Below are 18,465 nucleotides of genomic sequence, written 5' to 3' on the forward strand. Positions count from 1 at the left end.
TATTTTTGTTAAAAAATTGTGATGAGCATGTCAATACTACCTGAATGTTTGCGTCCATGAAAGGCATTCGTAATTAGGCTATAATGCGGCAATTGTCATGACCTGAAAATACCATGCAGAAAACTTCATTTAGAAAACATCGCGTTGAGCGATTCAGCTCACAACAAGTCGCCAGACAACGTAAAGAACACGCGCCAAAACGCGTGATCTTGTTTAATAAACCCTATGATGTGTTGCCGCAGTTTACGGACGAAGCCGGGCGCAGCACGCTGAAAGATTTTATTTCCGTCTCCGGGGTCTACGCGGCGGGCCGTCTCGACCGCGATAGCGAAGGGCTGCTGGTGCTGACCAACGACGGCGCACTGCAGGCCGCACTGACCCAACCGGGTAAACGCACCGGTAAAATCTACTATGTTCAGGTCGAAGGTCTGCCGACAGAAGAGGCGTTGAGTGCCCTGCGCACCGGCATCACGCTGAACGATGGCCCCACCCTGCCCGCCGGCGCTGAGCTGGTGGCGGAACCCGCGTGGCTGTGGGCGCGTAACCCGCCCATCCGCGAACGCAAAGCCATTCCGACCAGCTGGCTGAAAATCACCCTTTATGAAGGCCGCAACCGTCAGGTACGGCGCATGACTGCGCACGTGGGCTACCCCACGCTGCGGCTGATTCGCTACGCCATGGGCGACTACACTCTCGATGGACTGGCCAACGGCGAGTGGCGCCAGGTCGGATAATCACAGAAGGAACGGGAAGTATGTTTAAACCGCACGTCACCGTCGCCTGCGTCGTACACGCGAAAGACAAATTTCTGGTCGTAGAGGAAACCATCAACGGCAAAGCGCTGTGGAATCAGCCCGCGGGTCATCTCGAAGCAGATGAAACCCTGGTTCAGGCCGCCGAGCGAGAGCTGTGGGAAGAGACCGGTATTCGCGCCGCACCGCAGCATTTTATCCGTATGCACCAGTGGATAGCCCCGGACAATACGCCGTTTTTACGTTTCCTGTTCGCCATCGAACTTAACGATACGTGCGCCACACAGCCGCATGACAGCGATATCGACTGTTGCCTGTGGCTGAGCGCTGATGAGATCCTCAATGCGCCAAATCTGCGCTCTCAGCTGGTTGCGGAAAGCATCCGCAGCTACCAGCAGGACCCGCGCTACCCGCTGTCATTAATTGGCGCGTTCAACTGGCCCCTCCAGGGGGGTGCCTGAGGCGCTAGTGCGTGCTAGAATATGCCGCCTTGAAGTTCAATGTGGTGAATATTCCAATGTCAGAAAGCCAAAAAAAAGTGATCGTCGGCATGTCCGGCGGCGTCGACTCCTCTGTTTCTGCCTGGTTGCTGCTTCAGCAAGGTTATAAGGTAGAAGGCCTGTTCATGAAGAACTGGGAGGAAGACGATGGTGAGGAATATTGCACCGCCGCTGCCGACCTCGCCGACGCGCAAGCCGTCTGCGATAAGCTCGGGATTGAGCTTCATACCGTTAACTTTGCCGCAGAATACTGGGACAATGTGTTTGAGCTGTTCCTCGCCGAATACAAAGCCGGGCGCACGCCGAATCCCGATATTCTGTGCAATAAAGAAATCAAATTTAAAGCCTTCCTCGAGTTCGCCGCAGAAGATCTGGGCGCCGACTATATCGCGACCGGTCACTACGTGCGCCGTGCTGATGTCAACGGCAAAAGCCAGCTGCTGCGTGGCCTGGACGGCAACAAAGATCAGAGCTACTTCCTGTACACCCTCAGCCACGAACAGATCGCCCAAAGCCTGTTCCCGGTTGGCGAGCTCGAAAAGCCGCAGGTGCGCAAAATTGCCGAAGATCTGGACCTGATCACCGCGAAGAAAAAAGACTCCACCGGGATCTGTTTTATCGGTGAGCGTAAATTCCGCGAATTCCTCGGCCGCTACCTTCCCGCCCAGCCGGGTAAAATCGTCACCGTCGACGGTGACGAGATCGGTGAGCATCAGGGCCTGATGTACCACACCCTTGGCCAGCGCAAAGGCCTCGGCATCGGCGGGACCAAAGAAGGGAGCGAAGACCCGTGGTACGTCGTCGATAAAGACGTCGAAAACAATATTCTGGTCGTGGCTCAGGGCCACGATCACCCGCGTCTGATGTCCAGAGGGCTGATTGCCCAACAGCTGCACTGGGTCGATCGTGAGCCGGTTAAAGGCACCCTGCGCTGTACGGTGAAAACCCGCTATCGGCAGACCGATATCCCGTGCACGGTGAAAGCCCTGGACGACGATCGCATCGAGGTTATCTTTGACGAACCGGTTGCGGCGGTGACGCCGGGCCAGTCAGCGGTCTTTTATCGCGGCGAAGTGTGCCTCGGCGGCGGCGTGATCGAGCAGCGTCTGCCGCTGCAGTCCTGACAGACAGTTTTTGCCGCCGGTGCGAAAACCTTCCCCGGCGGTTTACAAGGAGTAGGTGTGGCGAAGAATTATTATGACATCACGTTGGCGCTGGCGGGCATCTGCCAGGCAGCCCGTCTGGTTCAGCAGCTGGCTCACCAGGGCCATTGCGACAGCGATGCCCTGCACGTTTCGCTGAACAGCATCATCGATCTCAACCCGGATTCCACGCTGGCTGTGTTCGGTGGCAGTGAAGCCAATCTTCGTCTCGGGCTGGAAACCATGCTCGGCGTGCTCAACAGCGGCAGTCGCCAGGGCCTCAATGCCGAACTGACCCGCTACACGTTAAGCCTGATGGTGCTGGAACGTAAGCTTGATGGCAGCAAAGGGGCAATGGATACCCTCGGCAACCGCATCGCCGGCCTGCGTCGCCAGCTGGAGCATTTCGACCTGCAATCCGAAACCCTGCTCAGCGCCATGGCCAGCATCTATGTTGACGTTATCAGCCCGCTGGGCCCACGTATTCAGGTAACCGGCTCACCAGCCGTGTTGCAAAGCCCGCAGGTTCAGGCCAAAGTTCGCGCCTCTCTGCTGGCAGGCATTCGCGCCGCGGTACTCTGGCACCAGGTCGGCGGCGGGCGTATGCAGCTCATGTTTTCTCGTAATCGTCTGGTTAACCAGGCAAAACAAATTCTTGCTCATTTAACCCCGGAGTTGTGATCTATGGAATTATCCTCACTGACCGCCGTTTCCCCTGTCGATGGACGCTACGGCGATAAAGTCAGCGCGCTGCGCGGTATCTTCAGCGAATTCGGTTTGCTGAAATTCCGTGTACAAGTTGAAGTACGTTGGCTGCAGAAGTTAGCCGCGCACGCAGCGATCAAGGAAGTTCCTGCTTTTGCTGCCGACGCAAACGGTTTCCTTGATAAAATCGTTACCGACTTCAGCGTTGAAGATGCGCAGCGCATCAAAACCATCGAGCGCACCACCAACCACGATGTGAAAGCGGTAGAATATTTCCTCAAGGAAAAAGTGGCCGATATCGCTGAACTGCACGCGGTGTCCGAATTCATCCACTTCGCCTGCACCTCCGAAGACATCAACAACCTCTCCCACGCGCTGATGCTGAAAACCGCGCGCGATGAGGTAGTGCTGCCCTACTGGCGCAAGCTCATCGACGCAGTGAAAGATCTGGCGGTTCAGTACCGCGATGTGCCGCTGCTGTCCCGAACTCACGGTCAGCCGGCAACACCGTCCACCATGGGCAAAGAGATGGCTAACGTCGCTTATCGTATGGAGCGCCAGTACCGTCAACTGAACCAGGTAGAAATTCTGGGTAAAATCAACGGCGCGGTCGGTAACTATAACGCCCACATCGCGGCGTATCCTGAAGTAGACTGGCACCAGTTCAGCGAAGAGTTTGTCACCTCCCTGGGTATTCAGTGGAACCCGTACACCACGCAGATTGAACCGCATGATTATATTGCCGAGCTGTTCGACTGTATTGCCCGCTTCAACACCATCCTGATCGATTTCGATCGCGATGTGTGGGGCTATATCGCCCTGAACCACTTCAAGCAGAAAACGATTGCCGGTGAAATTGGTTCATCCACCATGCCGCATAAAGTCAACCCGATCGATTTCGAGAACTCCGAAGGCAACCTCGGTCTGGCTAACGCCATGATGCAGCATCTGGCCAGCAAACTTCCCGTTTCCCGCTGGCAGCGCGACCTGACGGACTCCACCGTTCTGCGTAACCTCGGGGTGGGCATCGGCTATGCGCTGATCGCTTACCAGTCGACCCTTAAAGGCGTCAGCAAGCTGGAGCTGAACGGCGATCGCCTGCTGGACGAGCTGGATCATAACTGGGAAGTCCTGGCTGAGCCGATCCAGACCGTAATGCGCCGCTACGGCATCGAGAAGCCGTATGAAAAGCTGAAAGAGCTGACCCGCGGCAAACGCGTAGATGCGGAAGGTATGCAGCAGTTTATCGACAGCCTGCCGCTGCCGGAAGACGAGAAAGTTCGCCTGAAAGCCATGACCCCGGCCAACTATATTGGCCGCGCGACCACCATGGTTGATGAGCTGAAGTAAGCGCTTTGCCCCACCCGTTTTTAGGACAGGGGCTCTGAATGAGTACGAATACAAAGATGGCCGGGAGTGTCTCCGGCCATCTGTTTAACAAGGGGATAAAACTCCACCACGGCACACACCTTAATTCGTTTTTTTCGTCACATCATCCATCGACGCGCCGTTTTCCATTTTCGTGTCATTTTTCATTTCATGTTTTTTTAACTCAGCCTGAGTTTTGCACCCCTCCTTCACCTGCGCACCGTTGACCGCTCGGCAGTCATCAATGATATGGTCCGGGTTTTTTAGCTGCTCTTTTTCCGCCTGTTTCTCTGACGTGCTACTGGCCGGGTTTTCTGCCAGCGCCGATGAACAGAAAACTAAGGTTAAACATGTTGTTAGCATCAACGAAAAGCCTTTTAACTCATTCAGTCTCATACGTAAACTCCATGTGCAGGGTATACAGGGATAGCCATCAATAAGGATATACGACCCCTCACAAACTTCCTGATGCTGGCGATAAATAATCCTCTGACGCTCGTCGTTTATGCCACCTGCGTGCCGCAATGTTCATTAATACATATTTGCGCGATTGATTCTGTCGGCCCGGTGCCGGAATATTTTTTACGCGACGAACAAGCAAATAAAAAAAACTCTCTATAGTTCATAGAGATAATTTTGCATTCCGTTAACTGGTGGAGTTAAACGATGTCAATGACTCGTAGAGAATTTTATAAGCTGGCGCTCGGTTCGGCCGTTGGTCTGGCTGTATTAAAACATGCGTCGCCGGTGCTGGCGCAGGGGATTTCGCTGAAGACACCGCTGCGCTATGGCGCCGGACAAAAAGGCGAAACCGCCGGTGGCCTGCCGCCGGCAGGCGCGATGAGTTCGGTGGATGATTTTGACTACCAGATAAAATACCAGCGGGCCTTTGAAGCGGTGCTTTGGAACATGCCAGCGGTCGCCATCTATAGCTTCCGCCGGGCAGCATTTGAAAATTTAGGTCTTAAAGATAACGATATTATTGCCTATTCAAAGCCCGCAACCCCACATCTGGAAGCGATCACCGCCAACAGCACCACACCGTATATTTCAGCGTTCACCGACCTGCAAAAAGGGCCGGTCGTGCTCGAGGTCCCTGCTGCCAGCGCCGACGGCAGTTTATACGGACAGATAGTCGATGCGTGGCAGTTTACGATTGCCGACGTCGGTCCGGCAGGCCTTGATAAAGGTAAAGGCGGCAAGTTTTTGCTCACGCCTCCCGGGTATAGCGAAGCGATCCCCGACGGGTATCTGCACGTACCGTCACCCAACTTTCGCGTCGCATTTGCCTTTCGCTCCGTGCCGGCGCCCGGAAAAACGACGGAAGACGCCTATCACTACTCCCGCCGCCTGCATATGTATTACCTCGCCGAAGCGGCTAGCCCCCCAGTACAGCGTTTTGTCGACCCGGGCAACCAGCGGTATCCCACGCTGCCCTACTACGACGAACGCCATTTTGACGATTTGCACGCAGTCGCCAGCGTCGAGCCCGTCCGCGAACAGGACAAAGTGATGATGGGGATGCTCTCATCGCTGGGAATAGGACATGGCTTAACCTTCACCCCGGATGCAAAAACAAAAAAAGCGCTGCGCCAGGCCGCCATTGACGCCTGGTTCTACATGCAATACTGGTACGACAATTTCCCCAAGGAGAAGCTCTTCTGGCCCGATCGCCACTACGCCTCGCTGCTGCAGGCCGATGACAATAAGACATTCACCTTTATCTATCCAGATCGCATCGACCTGATCAATCGCGCGGCGGAATATTTTTGGTGTACCTATATGCCAAAAGTGCTCAGCGACATGCCCGCCACGCAATATCTGATGAGCCTCGCCGACAGCGAAGGCCGTCTGCTCGAAGCCGGCCAGCTCTATAAACTCACGATCCCCGCCAAAATGCCGGTGAAACAGTTCTGGGCGCTGACCGTTTATAACCGCGACACGATGTCCTTTATCTATAGCGACAGCGGGCGTACCACACTGTCATCCTACGACCTTGAGAAAATGACCAAAAACGCCGATAGCAGCGTCACCCTGTATGTCGGTCCTGTGGCCCCGGCCGGGCAGGAAAATAACTGGATCCCCACCAGCGGCAAGCGCCCCTTGCCCGCCATGCGCTTCTATGGCCCGACCGAAGAACTGAATCATAAAACCTTCAAATTAGCCGATTTCGAGCGCGTATAAGCGCACCTATCCTCACCGGAGTACGTATGAGAAAGTTAATCCTTACCGCAGCGCTGTGTACCATCGCGCTGCCTGCAATGGCGCAAATTAGCGACAAGATGGCGCAGGACGCCTACGTCTACGGCTATTCCATGGATGAAGCCTATAAGTTCTTCTATGACACGGCGGTAAAAACCGACACCCCGATGAACCGCTTTCAGAACATCCGGCACCTTGCCGATGATACCTACAAAGATCATCCCACCATCAATAACGATATCCTTCACCTGCAGGGTTGGTTAGACGTCAGCGCTGAGCCGGTTATTGTCAGCGTCCCGGACATGGATAAAGGGCGCTACTGGATCCTCCACACCATGGACATGGGCCACTACACCACTTCGATGATTGGCTCCCGCACTCGCGGGACCAAAGGCGGGCACTTTATGTTTGCCTCACGGACCTGGAAAGGGGACGTCCCGGCCAGCGTCACCGAAGTTATTCGCGTTGATTCCGATATTCTCAAGCTGATGGGTCGTATCATGGCCACCAGCCCGGAGGATACCAAAGTCGCCCTCCGGTATATGGATGACTGGAATATTCGTACCCTGTCGGCCTATCTGGGAGAGCCGGGGCCGAAAGCGACCGTCCATCATTGGCCCGACCCGGCGAAAACCAACTGGCTGCAGCGCGTGAACGTCGTACTGTGTGAAGGCGACATGGGAACCGCTGACAAGAAATGGCTCGACCAGTACAAAGATATCGGGCTGGCGCCATGTAAAACCGACTTCACCGCAGAGCAACTTGCCGCAGCCAAAAAAGGAGAAGAGCTGGGATCGGCTCATCTTAAGGCACTGCTGCCGAAAATGACCTCATCAGAAGGTCTGCTGGGAACCCGGGCGGAACTGCAAAATCAGCAACGCGATCTGTTCGCCGAAGGGACGCTGATCGGGCAATGGGGTCTGCCGCCGGAAGAGTCCGTCTATCTGCAGGCGCTGAAGGGCTCGGACGGACAAAATATTAACGGCGCACACGGTAAAAAATACCGCATGCACTTTAAAGCACCAACTGTCAGCCAGTTCTGGTCCTTTACGGTCTATGGTTCCGATAACATGCTGATGGCACACAACGAACTCAATCGCCACAGCCGCGGTGACCGGACGCTCAAGCCGGACGCTGATGGTATGTACACCATCGATTTAAGTGCAAAAGGCGATGCTAATAACCCTAACTGGCTGCCGATTCCCGAAAAAGATGCCTATATCATTATGCGCCTGTACGGGCCTGATAAAGCGATACGCGAAGGGAAATATCCGATGCCAACGCTGGAAGTGGTCAAATAAACCTTAGCACTCGCATGCCGCCATCATTAAATTGAAACCTTTGCCCTTCATCTAACTCATGAAGGGCTTTTTTATTCTAAAATAGCGTCAATGATTATTTTTCTACCAGGTTATTCATGATTACACCCCCAGTCAGACCAACCGCGTCTATCGAACGCTTAATCAACGTATTAACTCCCTATGGAAAAACTATCGACGCGGCCCCGCGAAAAAGGCTGTCCTGGGATAACAATGGCGTCCCGTATATCTACGTTTTTCTCGAAGGCGAGCTTTCTATCTCGCGAATCACCGACGGGATTCTGGTTGCCACGGTGGTTGAACCGCATATTTTCGGTTTTTCCGAAATGTTTTATCCGATGAGAAGCAATGTGCTGCGCGCAGAAACGCAATGTCTGTTTTCACGCATTGATAATAACCAGGCTGAGCAGTGTATTGAACAACACGGCCTGTGGCGTGAAGTCGCCGAGGTGCTCTCGTTTCATACCAACACCATGCTCTGCCGCGACCTGCAAATTGTGAATCAACGCACTTTTCCCGTGGTTTGCCACTATCTGCGCGAGCTGGATCGTCTGCCAGACGCAACGAAAGAACGGGTTAATATCCTCAGCTATATCCAGGAGCGAACGGGGCTCTCCCGCAGCAGTATTCTGAATATTGTCTCTGCGCTAAAAACCGAGCGCTATATTGATTTCGAGCGCGGCGGCTACAAATTGCGGATCAATGAATTACCCGATACTGCCGAACGCCCTTAACCCTTTCCCGGCGCCGGTAACGCGGGTGCTTTTCGGCGCCGATTCTCGTATGGCTGGAAACGCGGGCCTAAACTTGCCAGTATATGCCCACAATATACCCCCTGTCTTACCGGGGGATATTGGTCGCAGGAGCCCTCCCCCTTTCCACCGCGGCATGGGAGGCCACTGCGTAAAGGGCGACGGCAGGCCGGGTAGCAAAGAAAGCCTTTCATTTACAGCCGTTTAAATTCAGTATATCTAATCAGCGCTACACTACTCAAAACCAAAATAAACGGGAGAAAAGGCATGCGCGTACTTGTCGTTGAGGATAACGCTTTACTGCGCCATCACCTGAAAGTTCAGCTCCAGGAATTAGGTCACCAGGTGGATGCAGCAGAAGATGCAAAAGAAGCGGATTACTATCTGGGCGAACACGTGCCGGATATCGCGATTGTCGATCTGGGCCTGCCTGACGAAGACGGCCTGACGCTGATTCGCCGCTGGCGCAGCCATGATGTGTCGGTTCCGGTACTGGTGTTGACCGCCCGCGAAAGCTGGCAGGATAAAGTCGAGGTGCTGAGTGCCGGCGCGGATGATTACGTCACCAAGCCGTTCCATATTGAAGAAGTCGCCGCCCGGATGCAGGCATTGCTGCGTCGCAACAGCGGCCTGGCCTCGCAGGTTATTTCTATTCCACCTTTCCAGGTTGACCTGTCGCGCCGCGAACTGTCAATCAACGAGCAGCCGATCAAGCTGACTGCATTTGAATACACCATTATGGAAACGCTGATTCGTAACCGCGGTAAAGTGGTCAGCAAAGATTCATTAATGCTCCAGCTTTATCCCGATGCCGAACTGCGCGAAAGCCATACCATCGACGTACTGATGGGCCGGTTGCGGAAAAAAATTCAGGCTCAGCACCCGCACGACGTCATTACGACCGTGCGCGGCCAGGGCTATTTATTTGAACTACGAGAATGAAAGGTCCGCTACGGCATATTTTGCCGCTTTCATTACGCGTTCGCTTTCTGCTGGCGACGGCTGCGGTGGTGCTGGTGCTTTCACTGGCCTACGGCATGGTTGCGCTGGTGGGCTACAGCGTCAGCTTTGATAAGACCACCTTCCGCCTGCTGCGTGGCGAAAGTAACCTGTTTTATATGCTGGCAAAGTGGGAAAACAACCACATTGATGTGGATATCCCCGAAAACCTCAACATGCAGAGCCCGACCGTCACGCTGATTTACGATGCCAAAGGCAAACTGCTTTGGATGCAGCGCGATGTGCCGTGGCTGGTAAAACGTATTCAGCCCGAGTGGTTGAAAAGCAACGGCTTCCACGAAATAGAATCCGACGTTGACAGCAGCAGTATGCTGCTACGCAATAATCAACAGTTTCAGGAGGAGCTGGATGCTCTTCGCCAGCAGGACGATGGTTCAGAAATGACCCACTCGGTGGCGATCAATATTTATCCCGCCACCGATAAACTGCCGCAGCTGAGCATCGTGGTCGTCGACACCATCCCGGTCGAGCTGAAACGCTCTTATATGGTCTGGAGCTGGTTTATCTACGTGCTGGTAGCCAATCTGCTGCTGGTTATTCCCCTGCTTTGGGTCGCCGCCTGGTGGAGCCTGCGCCCCATTGAGTCGCTGGCCAAAGAGGTCCGCGAACTGGAAGAACATCACCGGGAAATGCTCAACCCAAACACCACCCGGGAACTAACCCGACTGGTCAGCAACCTCAACCGGCTACTTAAAAGCGAACGCGAACGCTACGACAAATATCGCACAACGTTGACCGACCTGACGCATAGTCTGAAAACGCCGCTGGCGGTGCTGCAAAGCACCCTGCGCTCTTTGCGGAGTGAAAAGATTGACGTCAATGAAGCGGAACCGGTCATGCTCGAACAGATCAGCCGGATCTCACAGCAAATCGGCTACTATTTGCATCGCGCCAGCATGCGTAGCGGCGGTACGTTACTCAGCCGCGAGTTGCACCCTATCGCGCCGCTGCTCGACAAGCTGACCTCAGCGCTGAATAAGGTTTATCAGCGCAAAGGGGTCAACATCAGCCTCGATATCTCGCCGGAAATCAGCTTCGTTGGCGAACAGAATGATTTTATGGAAGTAATGGGCAACGTGTTGGACAACGCCTGCAAATACTGCCTGGAGTTTGTCGAAGTCTCCGTACGTCAAACCAACGATAACCATCTGCATATTCTGGTGGAAGATGACGGCCCCGGTATCCCGTTGAGCCAGCGTACCGCCGTGTTTGACCGCGGGCAGCGTGCCGATACGCTGCGACCGGGCCAGGGCGTGGGCCTCTCCGTCGCCCGGGATATCGTCGAGCAGTACGACGGCGATATTCTCACCGGTGAAAGTCTGCTCGGCGGGGCCTGCATGGAGGTGGTTTTTGGCCGGCAGTTGCCCGACGATATGGAAAGCTGAGCCGACCCGTTTACCGGTTCAGCAAACTCTGTGACTACGAAGCACAATCGCCGTCAACAAAGAGGCAGTTTGAAAGATGGCGTGTATAATCCCAAACAGACACCTGCTGTGGAATAAATAAAATGGATTATCAATTAACGCTTAACTGGCCTGACTTTATCGAACGCTACTGGCAAAAACGCCCGGTAGTCCTCAAGCGCGGCTTCGCCAATTTCGTCGATCCTATTAGCCCGGATGAGCTGGCCGGGCTGGCGATGGAAAGTGAAGTCGACAGCCGCCTGGTCAGCCATCAGGACGGGAAATGGCAGGTCAGCCATGGTCCTTTCGAAAGCTACGATCACCTGAGCGAAAACAACTGGTCGCTGCTGGTGCAGGCGGTGAATAACTGGCACGAGCCAACGGCCGCGCTGATGCATCCCTTCCGCGCACTCCCCGACTGGCGCATTGACGATCTGATGATCTCTTTCTCCGTTCCCGGCGGCGGCGTAGGTCCCCATCTCGATCAATACGACGTGTTTATCATCCAGGGCACCGGCCGACGCCGCTGGCGCGTGGGTGAAAAAGTCCCGATGAAGCAGCACTGCCCGCATCCGGACCTGCTGCAGGTCGATCCGTTCGACGCTATCATCGATGAAGAGATGGAGCCGGGCGATATCCTGTATATCCCGCCGGGATTCCCGCATGAAGGTTATTCCCTGGAAAACTCGCTCAACTATTCGGTGGGCTATCGCGCGCCGAACGCCCGTGAGCTGTTCAGCGGTTTTGCCGATTATATTCTGCAACGTGAGCTGGGTAGCCAGCGCTACGCTGACCCGGATGTACCTTCACGCGATCATCCGGCGGATATCCTCCCGGTTGAGCTGGACCGCCTGCGCGATATGATGCTGGGGCTGATTAACCAGCCAGAACATTTTAAACAGTGGTTTGGTGAGTTTATTACTCAGTCCCGTCATGAGCTGGACGTGGCCCCTGCGGAGCCGCCGTATCAGCCTGATGAGATTTACGATGCGCTGCAACAAGGCGATCGGCTGGTGCGTCTGGGTGGGCTGCGGGTGCTGCGTATTGATGGCGAGGTGTTCGTCAACGGCGAGAAAATAAATTCGCCGCATCGTCCTGCGCTGGATGCGCTGGCAACGCATCTGTCGCTTAACGCGGCACATTTTGGCGATGCGCTGGAAGATCCGTCGTTCCTCGCGATGCTGGCCGCGCTGGTCAACAGCGGCTACTGGTTCTTCGAGGACTAAGCTCGTAGTTTGCCCGGTGGCGGCTTGCGCCTGACCGGGCCTACAAGTTCGAACGCCAGGTATGTGGAACTGGCTCAGTAGGCCGGGTAAGGCGCAGGCCGCCACCCGGCGTTTTACCTGCGCTCTCCGGCGTCAAAATCGGCAGCGTCCCCTGCCCACCCGGCGGATACAGCCCGACACTGACATCACGATGAAAAGTTGAATACGGCCAGTTAATCACCCGCTTCACATAACCATGTTTCACCGGATTGATGTAAACGTAATCCATATGCCGTCGGTAATCATCTTCGTTACGGATCGCATGCTCCCAAAAGCGGGGTTGCCAGACCTCACGCATCCCCAAATCACGAGTGAACGATTTTTTAATATCCCGCCAGCGTCCCGAATAATCGGTATCATCTCCCGGTAGCGTCCAGATGCAGTGCATATGTTCGGGCAAAATAACCCATGCGTTAATCAGAAAGGGCTTTTTGCGTTTAATGAGGGCTGTCACAGCGCGAAACCGATCGATATGGCGAGTCAGAAGATCGCTTTGACGATTTTGCAAATTGACAGTAAAGAACCAGGTGCCGCCGGGGATATAGCAGCGGCGATAATTTGACATCCGAGGTTCCCTCCTCTTCAGCAGATACAACCCTTTTGACAGTAGAGCATCCTGCATTGCCCGGTGGCGGCTTGCGCCTGACCGGGCAAACTGGTTCAGGCATCGCGTTTAGCAGTCAGCTCTGCGATGCGTACAATCACCTGCACCGCCTTCTCCATCCCTTCAAGCGTGACGAACTCGTGTTTGCCGTGGTAGTTATAGCCGCCGGTAAACAGGTTCGGGCACGGTAACCCCATAAATGAGAGCTGAGCGCCGTCGGTGCCGCCGCGAATCGGCTTCATCTGCGGCTCAATATCGCAATCCACCATTGCCTGGCGGGCAATTTCGACCACGTGCGGATGCGACATCACTTTTTCATGCATATTGTAGTAGCTGTCCTCAATCACCAGCTCAATATAGCAGTCCGGATGCAGCCCTTTGCCGACCTTCTTGGCTATCTCCATCATTTTGCGTTTGCGCGCTTCAAACTGCTTGCGGTCAAAATCGCGGATGATGTAGTGCATTTCTGCCCGGTCAACGGTGCCTTTCATGCTCGACAGATGGTAAAACCCTTCGTAGCCTTCGGTCGTCTCCGGCGCTTCGTCAGCAGGGACTTCAGCATGGATCCGTGCCGCCAGCGACAGCGCATTCACCATCACCCCTTTTGCGGTGCCGGGATGGACATTGTTACCCACAATCTTAATGGTCACCGACGCGGCATTGAAGTTTTCAAACTCCAGTTCCCCCACGCCCCCTCCGTCGACGGTGTAGGCCCAGCGGGCGTCAAAGGCGGCGACGTCAAAGTGCTTCGCCCCTTTCCCGACTTCTTCATCCGGCGTGAAGGCCACGCGAATATCACCGTGAGGTATGTTTTTCACTTTCAGCGTCGCCAGCGCGGTCATTATCTCGGCGATACCGGCTTTATCATCGGCACCGAGTAGCGTTTTACCATCGGTGGTGATCAGCGTTTGTCCCAGCAGTTGGTGCAGCACCGGGAACATCACCGGCGAGAGCACCTCATCGCCAATCCCGAGGGCAATATCGCCGCCGCGGTAGTTTTCAACGATTTGCGGATTTACGTTTTTGCCGCTGAAATCCGGCGCCGTGTCGACGTGGGAGATAAAGCCAATGGGCGGAATAGTGCCGGCTACGTTTGCCGGAAGGGTTCCCGTCACCGTCCCTTTCTCACTTAGCGTCACATTAACCAGTCCCATTTCTTCCAGCTGCGCCTGCAGCAGGCGTAACAGCTTCCACTGACCTTCCGTGCTTGGAACCTGACGCACGCCAGGCTTCGACTGTGTGTCCAGAGAAACGTACTGTAAAAAACGCTCAAGCAATTTATCCATGTAGCCACCCTCTTTTTTTGTGACAACATTATTCATAAGCCAGAAAATACAAATATTGCGTCAGGTCATTTTTAGCCCGGCAAATAAGAATTTAATACATGAACTAGCGTAATGTTGTAAAGGTCATGCATCTGTATGCGACAAGGATTGGCGATCGCAAGCGTTTGCCGTAGAATGTTTGCCCTTGTTTATTATGTGAAACCCCAAAGGTGGTTAACCACAAACCCCGCAACGGTCAGTCGTCCGCTGCGTCTACATGGGACAGAGTCAAAAATTGAATATACAACCGCGTTCGCTTTCGCCGCTGGTGCAACTGGCGGGAATTCGCAAAAGCTTTGATGGAAAAACGGTTATCTCCGATCTAAATCTGACCATCAACAATGGTGAGTTTCTCACCCTGCTTGGCCCTTCCGGCTGCGGTAAAACCACCGTTCTTCGTCTTATCGCCGGGTTAGAGAACGTCGACAGCGGGCGAATTCATCTCGAAGATCAGGACATCACTCATGTTCCGGCGGAAAACCGCCACGTCAATACCGTCTTTCAAAGCTACGCTCTGTTTCCCCATATGAGCGTATTCGAAAACGTCGCATTTGGCCTGCGTATGCAGAAAACGCCGGCGGCGGAAATCACGCCTCGGGTCCTCGATGCTCTGCGTATGGTCCAGCTGGAGGAGTTTGCCCAACGCAAACCACATCAGCTCTCCGGCGGCCAGCAGCAGCGCGTGGCTATCGCCCGGGCCGTCGTCAATAAACCGCGTCTGCTACTGCTGGACGAGTCTCTGTCGGCGCTGGATTACAAGCTGCGCAAACAGATGCAAAACGAACTGAAGGCCCTGCAACGTAAGCTCGGCATCACGTTCGTCTTTGTGACTCACGATCAGGAAGAGGCCCTGACCATGTCCGATCGTATCGTGGTGATGCGCGATGGCAAAATCGAACAGGACGGCACGCCGCGTGAAATCTACGAAGAGCCAAAAAATCTCTTCGTCGCCAGCTTTATCGGCGAGATTAATCTCTTTAACGCCACGGTGATTGAACGCCTCGACGAGCAGCGCGTCCGCGCCAGCGTCGAAGGTCGCGAATGTAACATCTACGTCAACTTCCCCGTCGAGCAGGGGCAGAGGCTGAACGTCCTGCTGCGACCGGAAGATCTGCGCGTCGATGAAGTCCACGACGGCAGCGACGCCGACGGACTGATCGGCTATATCCGCGAGCGCAACTATAAAGGCATGACGCTGGAGTCCGTCGTCGAACTGGAAAATGGCAAAATGGTGATGGTCAGCGAATTCTTTAATGAAGACGATCCGGACTTTGACCACCCTCTTGACCAGAAAATGGCCATTAACTGGGTAGAAAGCTGGGAGGTTGTGCTGGCTGATGAAGAACACAAGTAAATTCCAGAATGTGGTGATCGCCACTATCGTGGGCTGGCTTGTGCTGTTTGTATTCCTGCCCAACCTGATGATCATCGCCACCAGCTTTTTGACCCGCGACGACGCCAGTTTCGTCAAAATGGTCTTTACGCTGGATAACTATACGCGCCTGCTGGATCCGCTCTATTACGACGTGCTGCTGCACTCGCTGAATATGGCGCTCCTGGCAACTCTTGCCTGCCTGGCGCTCGGCTATCCCTTTGCCTGGTTTCTGGCCAGGCTGCCGGAAAAAGTGCGCCCGCTGCTGCTGTTTCTGCTGATCGTGCCGTTCTGGACCAACTCATTGATTCGTATCTACGGGCTGAAAATTTTCCTCAGCACCAAAGGTTATCTCAACGAGTTCCTGCTGTGGCTGGGGGTCATTGATACGCCGCTGCGCATCATGTATACCCCATCGGCGGTCATCATTGGTCTGGTCTATATTCTGCTGCCGTTTATGGTCATGCCGCTCTACTCCAGTATCGAGAAGCTGGATCGCCCACTGCTGGAAGCAGCAAAAGATCTGGGCGCCAGCAAGGTGCAAACCTTTGTGCGCATTATTATCCCGCTGACCATGCCGGGTATTATTGCTGGCTGCCTGCTGGTGATGCTTCCGGCGATGGGGTTGTTCTACGTCTCCGACCTGATGGGGGGCGCCAAAAACCTGCTGATTGGTAACGTCATCAAGAGCCAGTTCCTCAATATCCGCGACTGGCCGTTTGGCGCGGCAACCAGCATTACCTTGACGCTGGTGATGGGCCTGATGCTGCTGATTTACTGGCGCGCGGCGCGTCTGCTGAACAAGAAGGTGGAGCTCGAATGATGGGTCGACTGCTGCGCGGCGGCTTTATGACCGCCATTTATGCTTACCTTTATATTCCGATCATTATTCTGATCGTCAATTCGTTTAACGGTTCGCGCTTCGGTATTAACTGGCAGGGCTTCACCACCAAATGGTATGGCCTGTTGATGAATAACGATAGTCTGCTGCAGGCGGCGCAGCACTCGCTGACCATGGCGGTGCTGTCAGCCACCTTTGCGACGCTCATCGGTTCACTGACCGCCGTCGCGCTGTATCGCTATCGTTTTCGCGGTAAACCCTTCGTCAGTGGGATGCTGTTCGTCGTGATGATGTCACCGGATATCGTCATGGCTATTTCCCTGCTGGTGTTGTTTATGCTCATCGGCATTCAGCTGGGCTTCTGGTCGCTGCTGTTTTCGCACATCACCTTCTGTCTGCCTTTCGTGGTGGTGACGGTTTATTCGCGTCTCAAAGGCTTTGATGTGCGGATGCTGGAGGCGGCGAAAGATCTGGGTGCCAGCGAGATGACCATTCTGCGTAAAATTATACTGCCGCTGGCGCTGCCGGCCGTGGCCGCAGGGTGGCTGTTGAGTTTTACGCTGTCGATGGATGATGTGGTGGTGTCGTCGTTCGTGACCGGTCCGGGTTACGAGATCCTGCCGCTGAAGATCTATTCGATGGTTAAAGTGGGGGTCTCGCCAGAAGTGAATGCGCTGGCGACCATCTTATTGGTTCTGTCGCTGGTGATGGTTATCGCCAGTCAGTTGATTGCACGTGATAAAACTCAGGGGACGTTAAAATGAATAAATGGTCACGCCACCTGCTCGCGGCGGGTGCTCTGGCACTCGGTATGAGCGCCGCACACGCGGACGACAGCAAAACGCTCTATTTCTATAACTGGACGGAGTACGTACCGCCGGGCCTGCTGGAACAGTTCACCAAAGAGACCGGAATCAAGGTTATCTATTCGACCTATGAGTCGAATGAAACCATGTATGCCAAACTCAAAACCTACAAAGACGGCGCTTACGACCTGGTGGTCCCTTCCACCTATTTCGTCGACAAGATGCGTAAAGAAGGGATGCTGCAGAAGATCGACAAAAGCAAGCTGACTAACTTCAGCAACCTCGATCCGCAGATGCTGAACAAGCCGTTCGACCCCAACAACGATTATTCCATTCCGTACATCTGGGGCGCGACGGCCATTGGCGTTAACAGCGATGCTATTGACCCGAAAACCGTAACCAGCTGGGCCGACCTGTGGAAACCGGAATACAAAAGCAGCCTGCTGCTGACCGACGATGCTCGTGAAGTTTTCCAGATTGCCTTACGCAAGCTGGGATACTCAGGCAATACCACCGATCCGAAAGAGATTGAAGCCGCCTACAACGAGCTGAAGAAACTGATGCCTAACGTGGCGGCGTTTAACTCCGACAACCCGGCAAACCCGTATATGGAAGGCGAAGTGAATCTCGGGATGGTGTGGAACGGTTCGGCCTACGTTGCCCGCCAGGCTGGTACTCCGCTGGAAGTAGTGTGGCCGAAAGAAGGCGGTATCTTCTGGATGGATAGCCTGGCCATCCCCGCAAATGCGAAAAACGTCGACGGGGCGCTGAAGTTGATTAACTTCCTGCTGCGCCCGGAAGTGGCAAAACAGGTGGCGGAAACCATCGGCTATCCGACGCCGAACCTCGCCGCGCGCAAAATGCTAAGCCCGGAAGTCGCCAATGATAAGTCGCTCTATCCGGATGCCGACACCATCGCGAAAGGCGAATGGCAAAACGACGTTGGCAGCGCCAGCACCCTGTATGAAGAGTATTATCAGAAGCTAAAAGCGGGCCGTTAATTCCGTAGGGCGGAGCCTCGGCTCCGCCATTTATTTCCCCTTCCCCTGCGTGGCTCAGCTACACTTTTCCTCATAACACCGCTAAATA

Annotated in this window: 17 protein-coding genes and 1 pseudogene; 15 read left to right on the top strand and 3 right to left on the bottom strand. The window is 54.5% G+C overall.

Annotated features, from left to right (window positions below):
• Positions 1-113: 113 nt before the first annotated feature.
• The 5 genes from rluE to purB are packed head-to-tail and all read left to right on the top strand — an operon-like array spanning position 114 to position 4,449.
• Complete coding sequence (rluE, locus tag ACMYSK_RS09240; RefSeq protein ID WP_434642149.1) at positions 114-734, top strand: 23S rRNA pseudouridine(2457) synthase RluE; 621 nt, start codon at positions 114-116, stop codon at positions 732-734.
• Between the two features lie 20 nt (positions 735-754).
• The gene (locus tag ACMYSK_RS09245; protein ID WP_434642152.1) at positions 755-1,213 is read left to right on the top strand and encodes an NUDIX hydrolase; all 459 of its coding nucleotides are present in this window, start codon (positions 755-757) and stop codon (positions 1,211-1,213) included.
• 56 nt (positions 1,214-1,269) lie between these two features.
• Positions 1,270-2,376 carry a tRNA 2-thiouridine(34) synthase MnmA gene (mnmA, locus tag ACMYSK_RS09250; RefSeq protein WP_434642153.1) on the top strand — a complete coding sequence of 369 codons (1,107 nt, stop codon included), beginning with the start codon at positions 1,270-1,272 and terminating at the stop codon, positions 2,374-2,376.
• A gap of 57 nt (positions 2,377-2,433) precedes the next feature.
• Positions 2,434-3,075 carry a high frequency lysogenization protein HflD gene (gene hflD, locus ACMYSK_RS09255; RefSeq protein ID WP_434642156.1) on the top strand — a complete coding sequence of 214 codons (642 nt, stop codon included), beginning with the start codon at positions 2,434-2,436 and terminating at the stop codon, positions 3,073-3,075.
• 3 nt (positions 3,076-3,078) lie between these two features.
• The gene (gene purB / locus ACMYSK_RS09260; protein WP_413698382.1) at positions 3,079-4,449 is read left to right on the top strand and encodes an adenylosuccinate lyase; all 1,371 of its coding nucleotides are present in this window, start codon (positions 3,079-3,081) and stop codon (positions 4,447-4,449) included.
• Positions 4,450-4,569: 120 nt separating this feature from the next.
• Here the strand turns inward: purB and ACMYSK_RS09265 are convergent, their stop codons facing one another.
• Complete coding sequence (locus ACMYSK_RS09265; RefSeq protein WP_434642159.1) at positions 4,570-4,863, bottom strand: hypothetical protein; 294 nt, start codon at positions 4,861-4,863, stop codon at positions 4,570-4,572.
• 270 nt (positions 4,864-5,133) lie between these two features.
• On the opposite strand from ACMYSK_RS09265, the gene ACMYSK_RS09270 reads away from it, so the two are divergent.
• The 6 genes from ACMYSK_RS09270 (at position 5,134) to ACMYSK_RS09295 (ending at position 12,389) form a co-directional block, all read left to right on the top strand.
• Complete coding sequence (locus ACMYSK_RS09270; protein WP_434642161.1) at positions 5,134-6,651, top strand: DUF1254 domain-containing protein; 1,518 nt, start codon at positions 5,134-5,136, stop codon at positions 6,649-6,651.
• Between the two features lie 26 nt (positions 6,652-6,677).
• On the top strand, positions 6,678-7,970 hold the full coding sequence (locus ACMYSK_RS09275) for a DUF1254 domain-containing protein (protein WP_434642164.1): 1,293 nt from the start codon (positions 6,678-6,680) through the stop codon (positions 7,968-7,970).
• Between the two features lie 116 nt (positions 7,971-8,086).
• Positions 8,087-8,722: a helix-turn-helix domain-containing protein gene (locus ACMYSK_RS09280; RefSeq protein ID WP_434642167.1), complete on the top strand. Its 636-nt coding sequence runs from the start codon at positions 8,087-8,089 to the stop codon at positions 8,720-8,722.
• Positions 8,723-9,007: 285 nt separating this feature from the next.
• On the top strand, positions 9,008-9,682 hold the full coding sequence (gene phoP, locus ACMYSK_RS09285) for a two-component system response regulator PhoP (protein ID WP_434642170.1): 675 nt from the start codon (positions 9,008-9,010) through the stop codon (positions 9,680-9,682).
• Positions 9,679-11,145, top strand: coding sequence for a two-component system sensor histidine kinase PhoQ (gene phoQ / locus ACMYSK_RS09290; RefSeq protein WP_434642172.1), 1,467 nt, complete (start codon positions 9,679-9,681; stop codon positions 11,143-11,145). Before phoP ends, phoQ begins: the two co-directional genes overlap by 4 nt.
• 122 nt (positions 11,146-11,267) lie before the next feature.
• A complete protein-coding gene (locus tag ACMYSK_RS09295) occupies positions 11,268-12,389 on the top strand; it encodes a JmjC domain-containing protein (RefSeq protein WP_434642173.1) in 1,122 nt (373 codons plus the stop codon).
• Positions 12,390-12,502: 113 nt separating this feature from the next.
• On the opposite strand, the pseudogene ACMYSK_RS09300 reads toward ACMYSK_RS09295, so the two are convergent.
• Positions 12,503-12,993: pseudogene (locus ACMYSK_RS09300) on the bottom strand (REP-associated tyrosine transposase).
• 95 nt (positions 12,994-13,088) lie between these two features.
• Positions 13,089-14,318, bottom strand: coding sequence for a peptidase T (gene pepT / locus ACMYSK_RS09305; RefSeq protein ID WP_434642175.1), 1,230 nt, complete (start codon positions 14,316-14,318; stop codon positions 13,089-13,091).
• A 256-nt stretch (positions 14,319-14,574) separates the two neighbouring features.
• Here pepT and potA point away from each other — a divergent pair, with 256 nt between their 5' ends.
• From potA to potD, 4 genes are read left to right on the top strand one after another with little or no spacing between them, the layout of a single operon-like run.
• The gene (gene potA, locus ACMYSK_RS09310; RefSeq protein ID WP_434642178.1) at positions 14,575-15,711 is read left to right on the top strand and encodes a spermidine/putrescine ABC transporter ATP-binding protein PotA; all 1,137 of its coding nucleotides are present in this window, start codon (positions 14,575-14,577) and stop codon (positions 15,709-15,711) included.
• On the top strand, positions 15,695-16,552 hold the full coding sequence (potB, locus tag ACMYSK_RS09315; protein ID WP_434642181.1) for a spermidine/putrescine ABC transporter permease PotB: 858 nt from the start codon (positions 15,695-15,697) through the stop codon (positions 16,550-16,552). The genes potA and potB overlap by 17 nt, the downstream gene beginning before the upstream one ends.
• A complete protein-coding gene (gene potC, locus ACMYSK_RS09320) occupies positions 16,549-17,334 on the top strand; it encodes a spermidine/putrescine ABC transporter permease PotC (RefSeq protein ID WP_434642183.1) in 786 nt (261 codons plus the stop codon). Before potB ends, potC begins: the two co-directional genes overlap by 4 nt.
• Entirely contained in the window at positions 17,331-18,377 is a 1,047-nt protein-coding gene (gene potD / locus ACMYSK_RS09325) for a spermidine/putrescine ABC transporter substrate-binding protein PotD (RefSeq protein WP_434642186.1), read from the top strand. The genes potC and potD overlap by 4 nt, the downstream gene beginning before the upstream one ends.
• Positions 18,378-18,465: the final 88 nt, after the last annotated feature.

It is taken from the genome of Klebsiella sp. I138 (genome assembly GCF_051131765.1).
Taxonomy (GTDB): domain Bacteria; phylum Pseudomonadota; class Gammaproteobacteria; order Enterobacterales; family Enterobacteriaceae; genus Klebsiella.

Coding starts and splice junctions, on each gene's coding strand:
- potB (WP_434642181.1), top strand. CDS start 15,695: ATGAAGAACACAAGTAAATTCCAGAATGTGGTGATCGCCACTATCGTG.
- phoQ (WP_434642172.1), top strand. CDS start 9,679: ATGAAAGGTCCGCTACGGCATATTTTGCCGCTTTCATTACGCGTTCGC.
- phoP (WP_434642170.1), top strand. CDS start 9,008: ATGCGCGTACTTGTCGTTGAGGATAACGCTTTACTGCGCCATCACCTG.
- ACMYSK_RS09275 (WP_434642164.1), top strand. CDS start 6,678: ATGAGAAAGTTAATCCTTACCGCAGCGCTGTGTACCATCGCGCTGCCT.
- purB (WP_413698382.1), top strand. CDS start 3,079: ATGGAATTATCCTCACTGACCGCCGTTTCCCCTGTCGATGGACGCTAC.
- pepT (WP_434642175.1), bottom strand. CDS start 14,318: ATGGATAAATTGCTTGAGCGTTTTTTACAGTACGTTTCTCTGGACACA.
- rluE (WP_434642149.1), top strand. CDS start 114: ATGCAGAAAACTTCATTTAGAAAACATCGCGTTGAGCGATTCAGCTCA.
- ACMYSK_RS09245 (WP_434642152.1), top strand. CDS start 755: ATGTTTAAACCGCACGTCACCGTCGCCTGCGTCGTACACGCGAAAGAC.
- ACMYSK_RS09270 (WP_434642161.1), top strand. CDS start 5,134: ATGTCAATGACTCGTAGAGAATTTTATAAGCTGGCGCTCGGTTCGGCC.
- ACMYSK_RS09295 (WP_434642173.1), top strand. CDS start 11,268: ATGGATTATCAATTAACGCTTAACTGGCCTGACTTTATCGAACGCTAC.
- potA (WP_434642178.1), top strand. CDS start 14,575: ATGGGACAGAGTCAAAAATTGAATATACAACCGCGTTCGCTTTCGCCG.
- mnmA (WP_434642153.1), top strand. CDS start 1,270: ATGTCAGAAAGCCAAAAAAAAGTGATCGTCGGCATGTCCGGCGGCGTC.
- potC (WP_434642183.1), top strand. CDS start 16,549: ATGATGGGTCGACTGCTGCGCGGCGGCTTTATGACCGCCATTTATGCT.
- ACMYSK_RS09265 (WP_434642159.1), bottom strand. CDS start 4,863: ATGAGACTGAATGAGTTAAAAGGCTTTTCGTTGATGCTAACAACATGT.
- ACMYSK_RS09280 (WP_434642167.1), top strand. CDS start 8,087: ATGATTACACCCCCAGTCAGACCAACCGCGTCTATCGAACGCTTAATC.
- potD (WP_434642186.1), top strand. CDS start 17,331: ATGAATAAATGGTCACGCCACCTGCTCGCGGCGGGTGCTCTGGCACTC.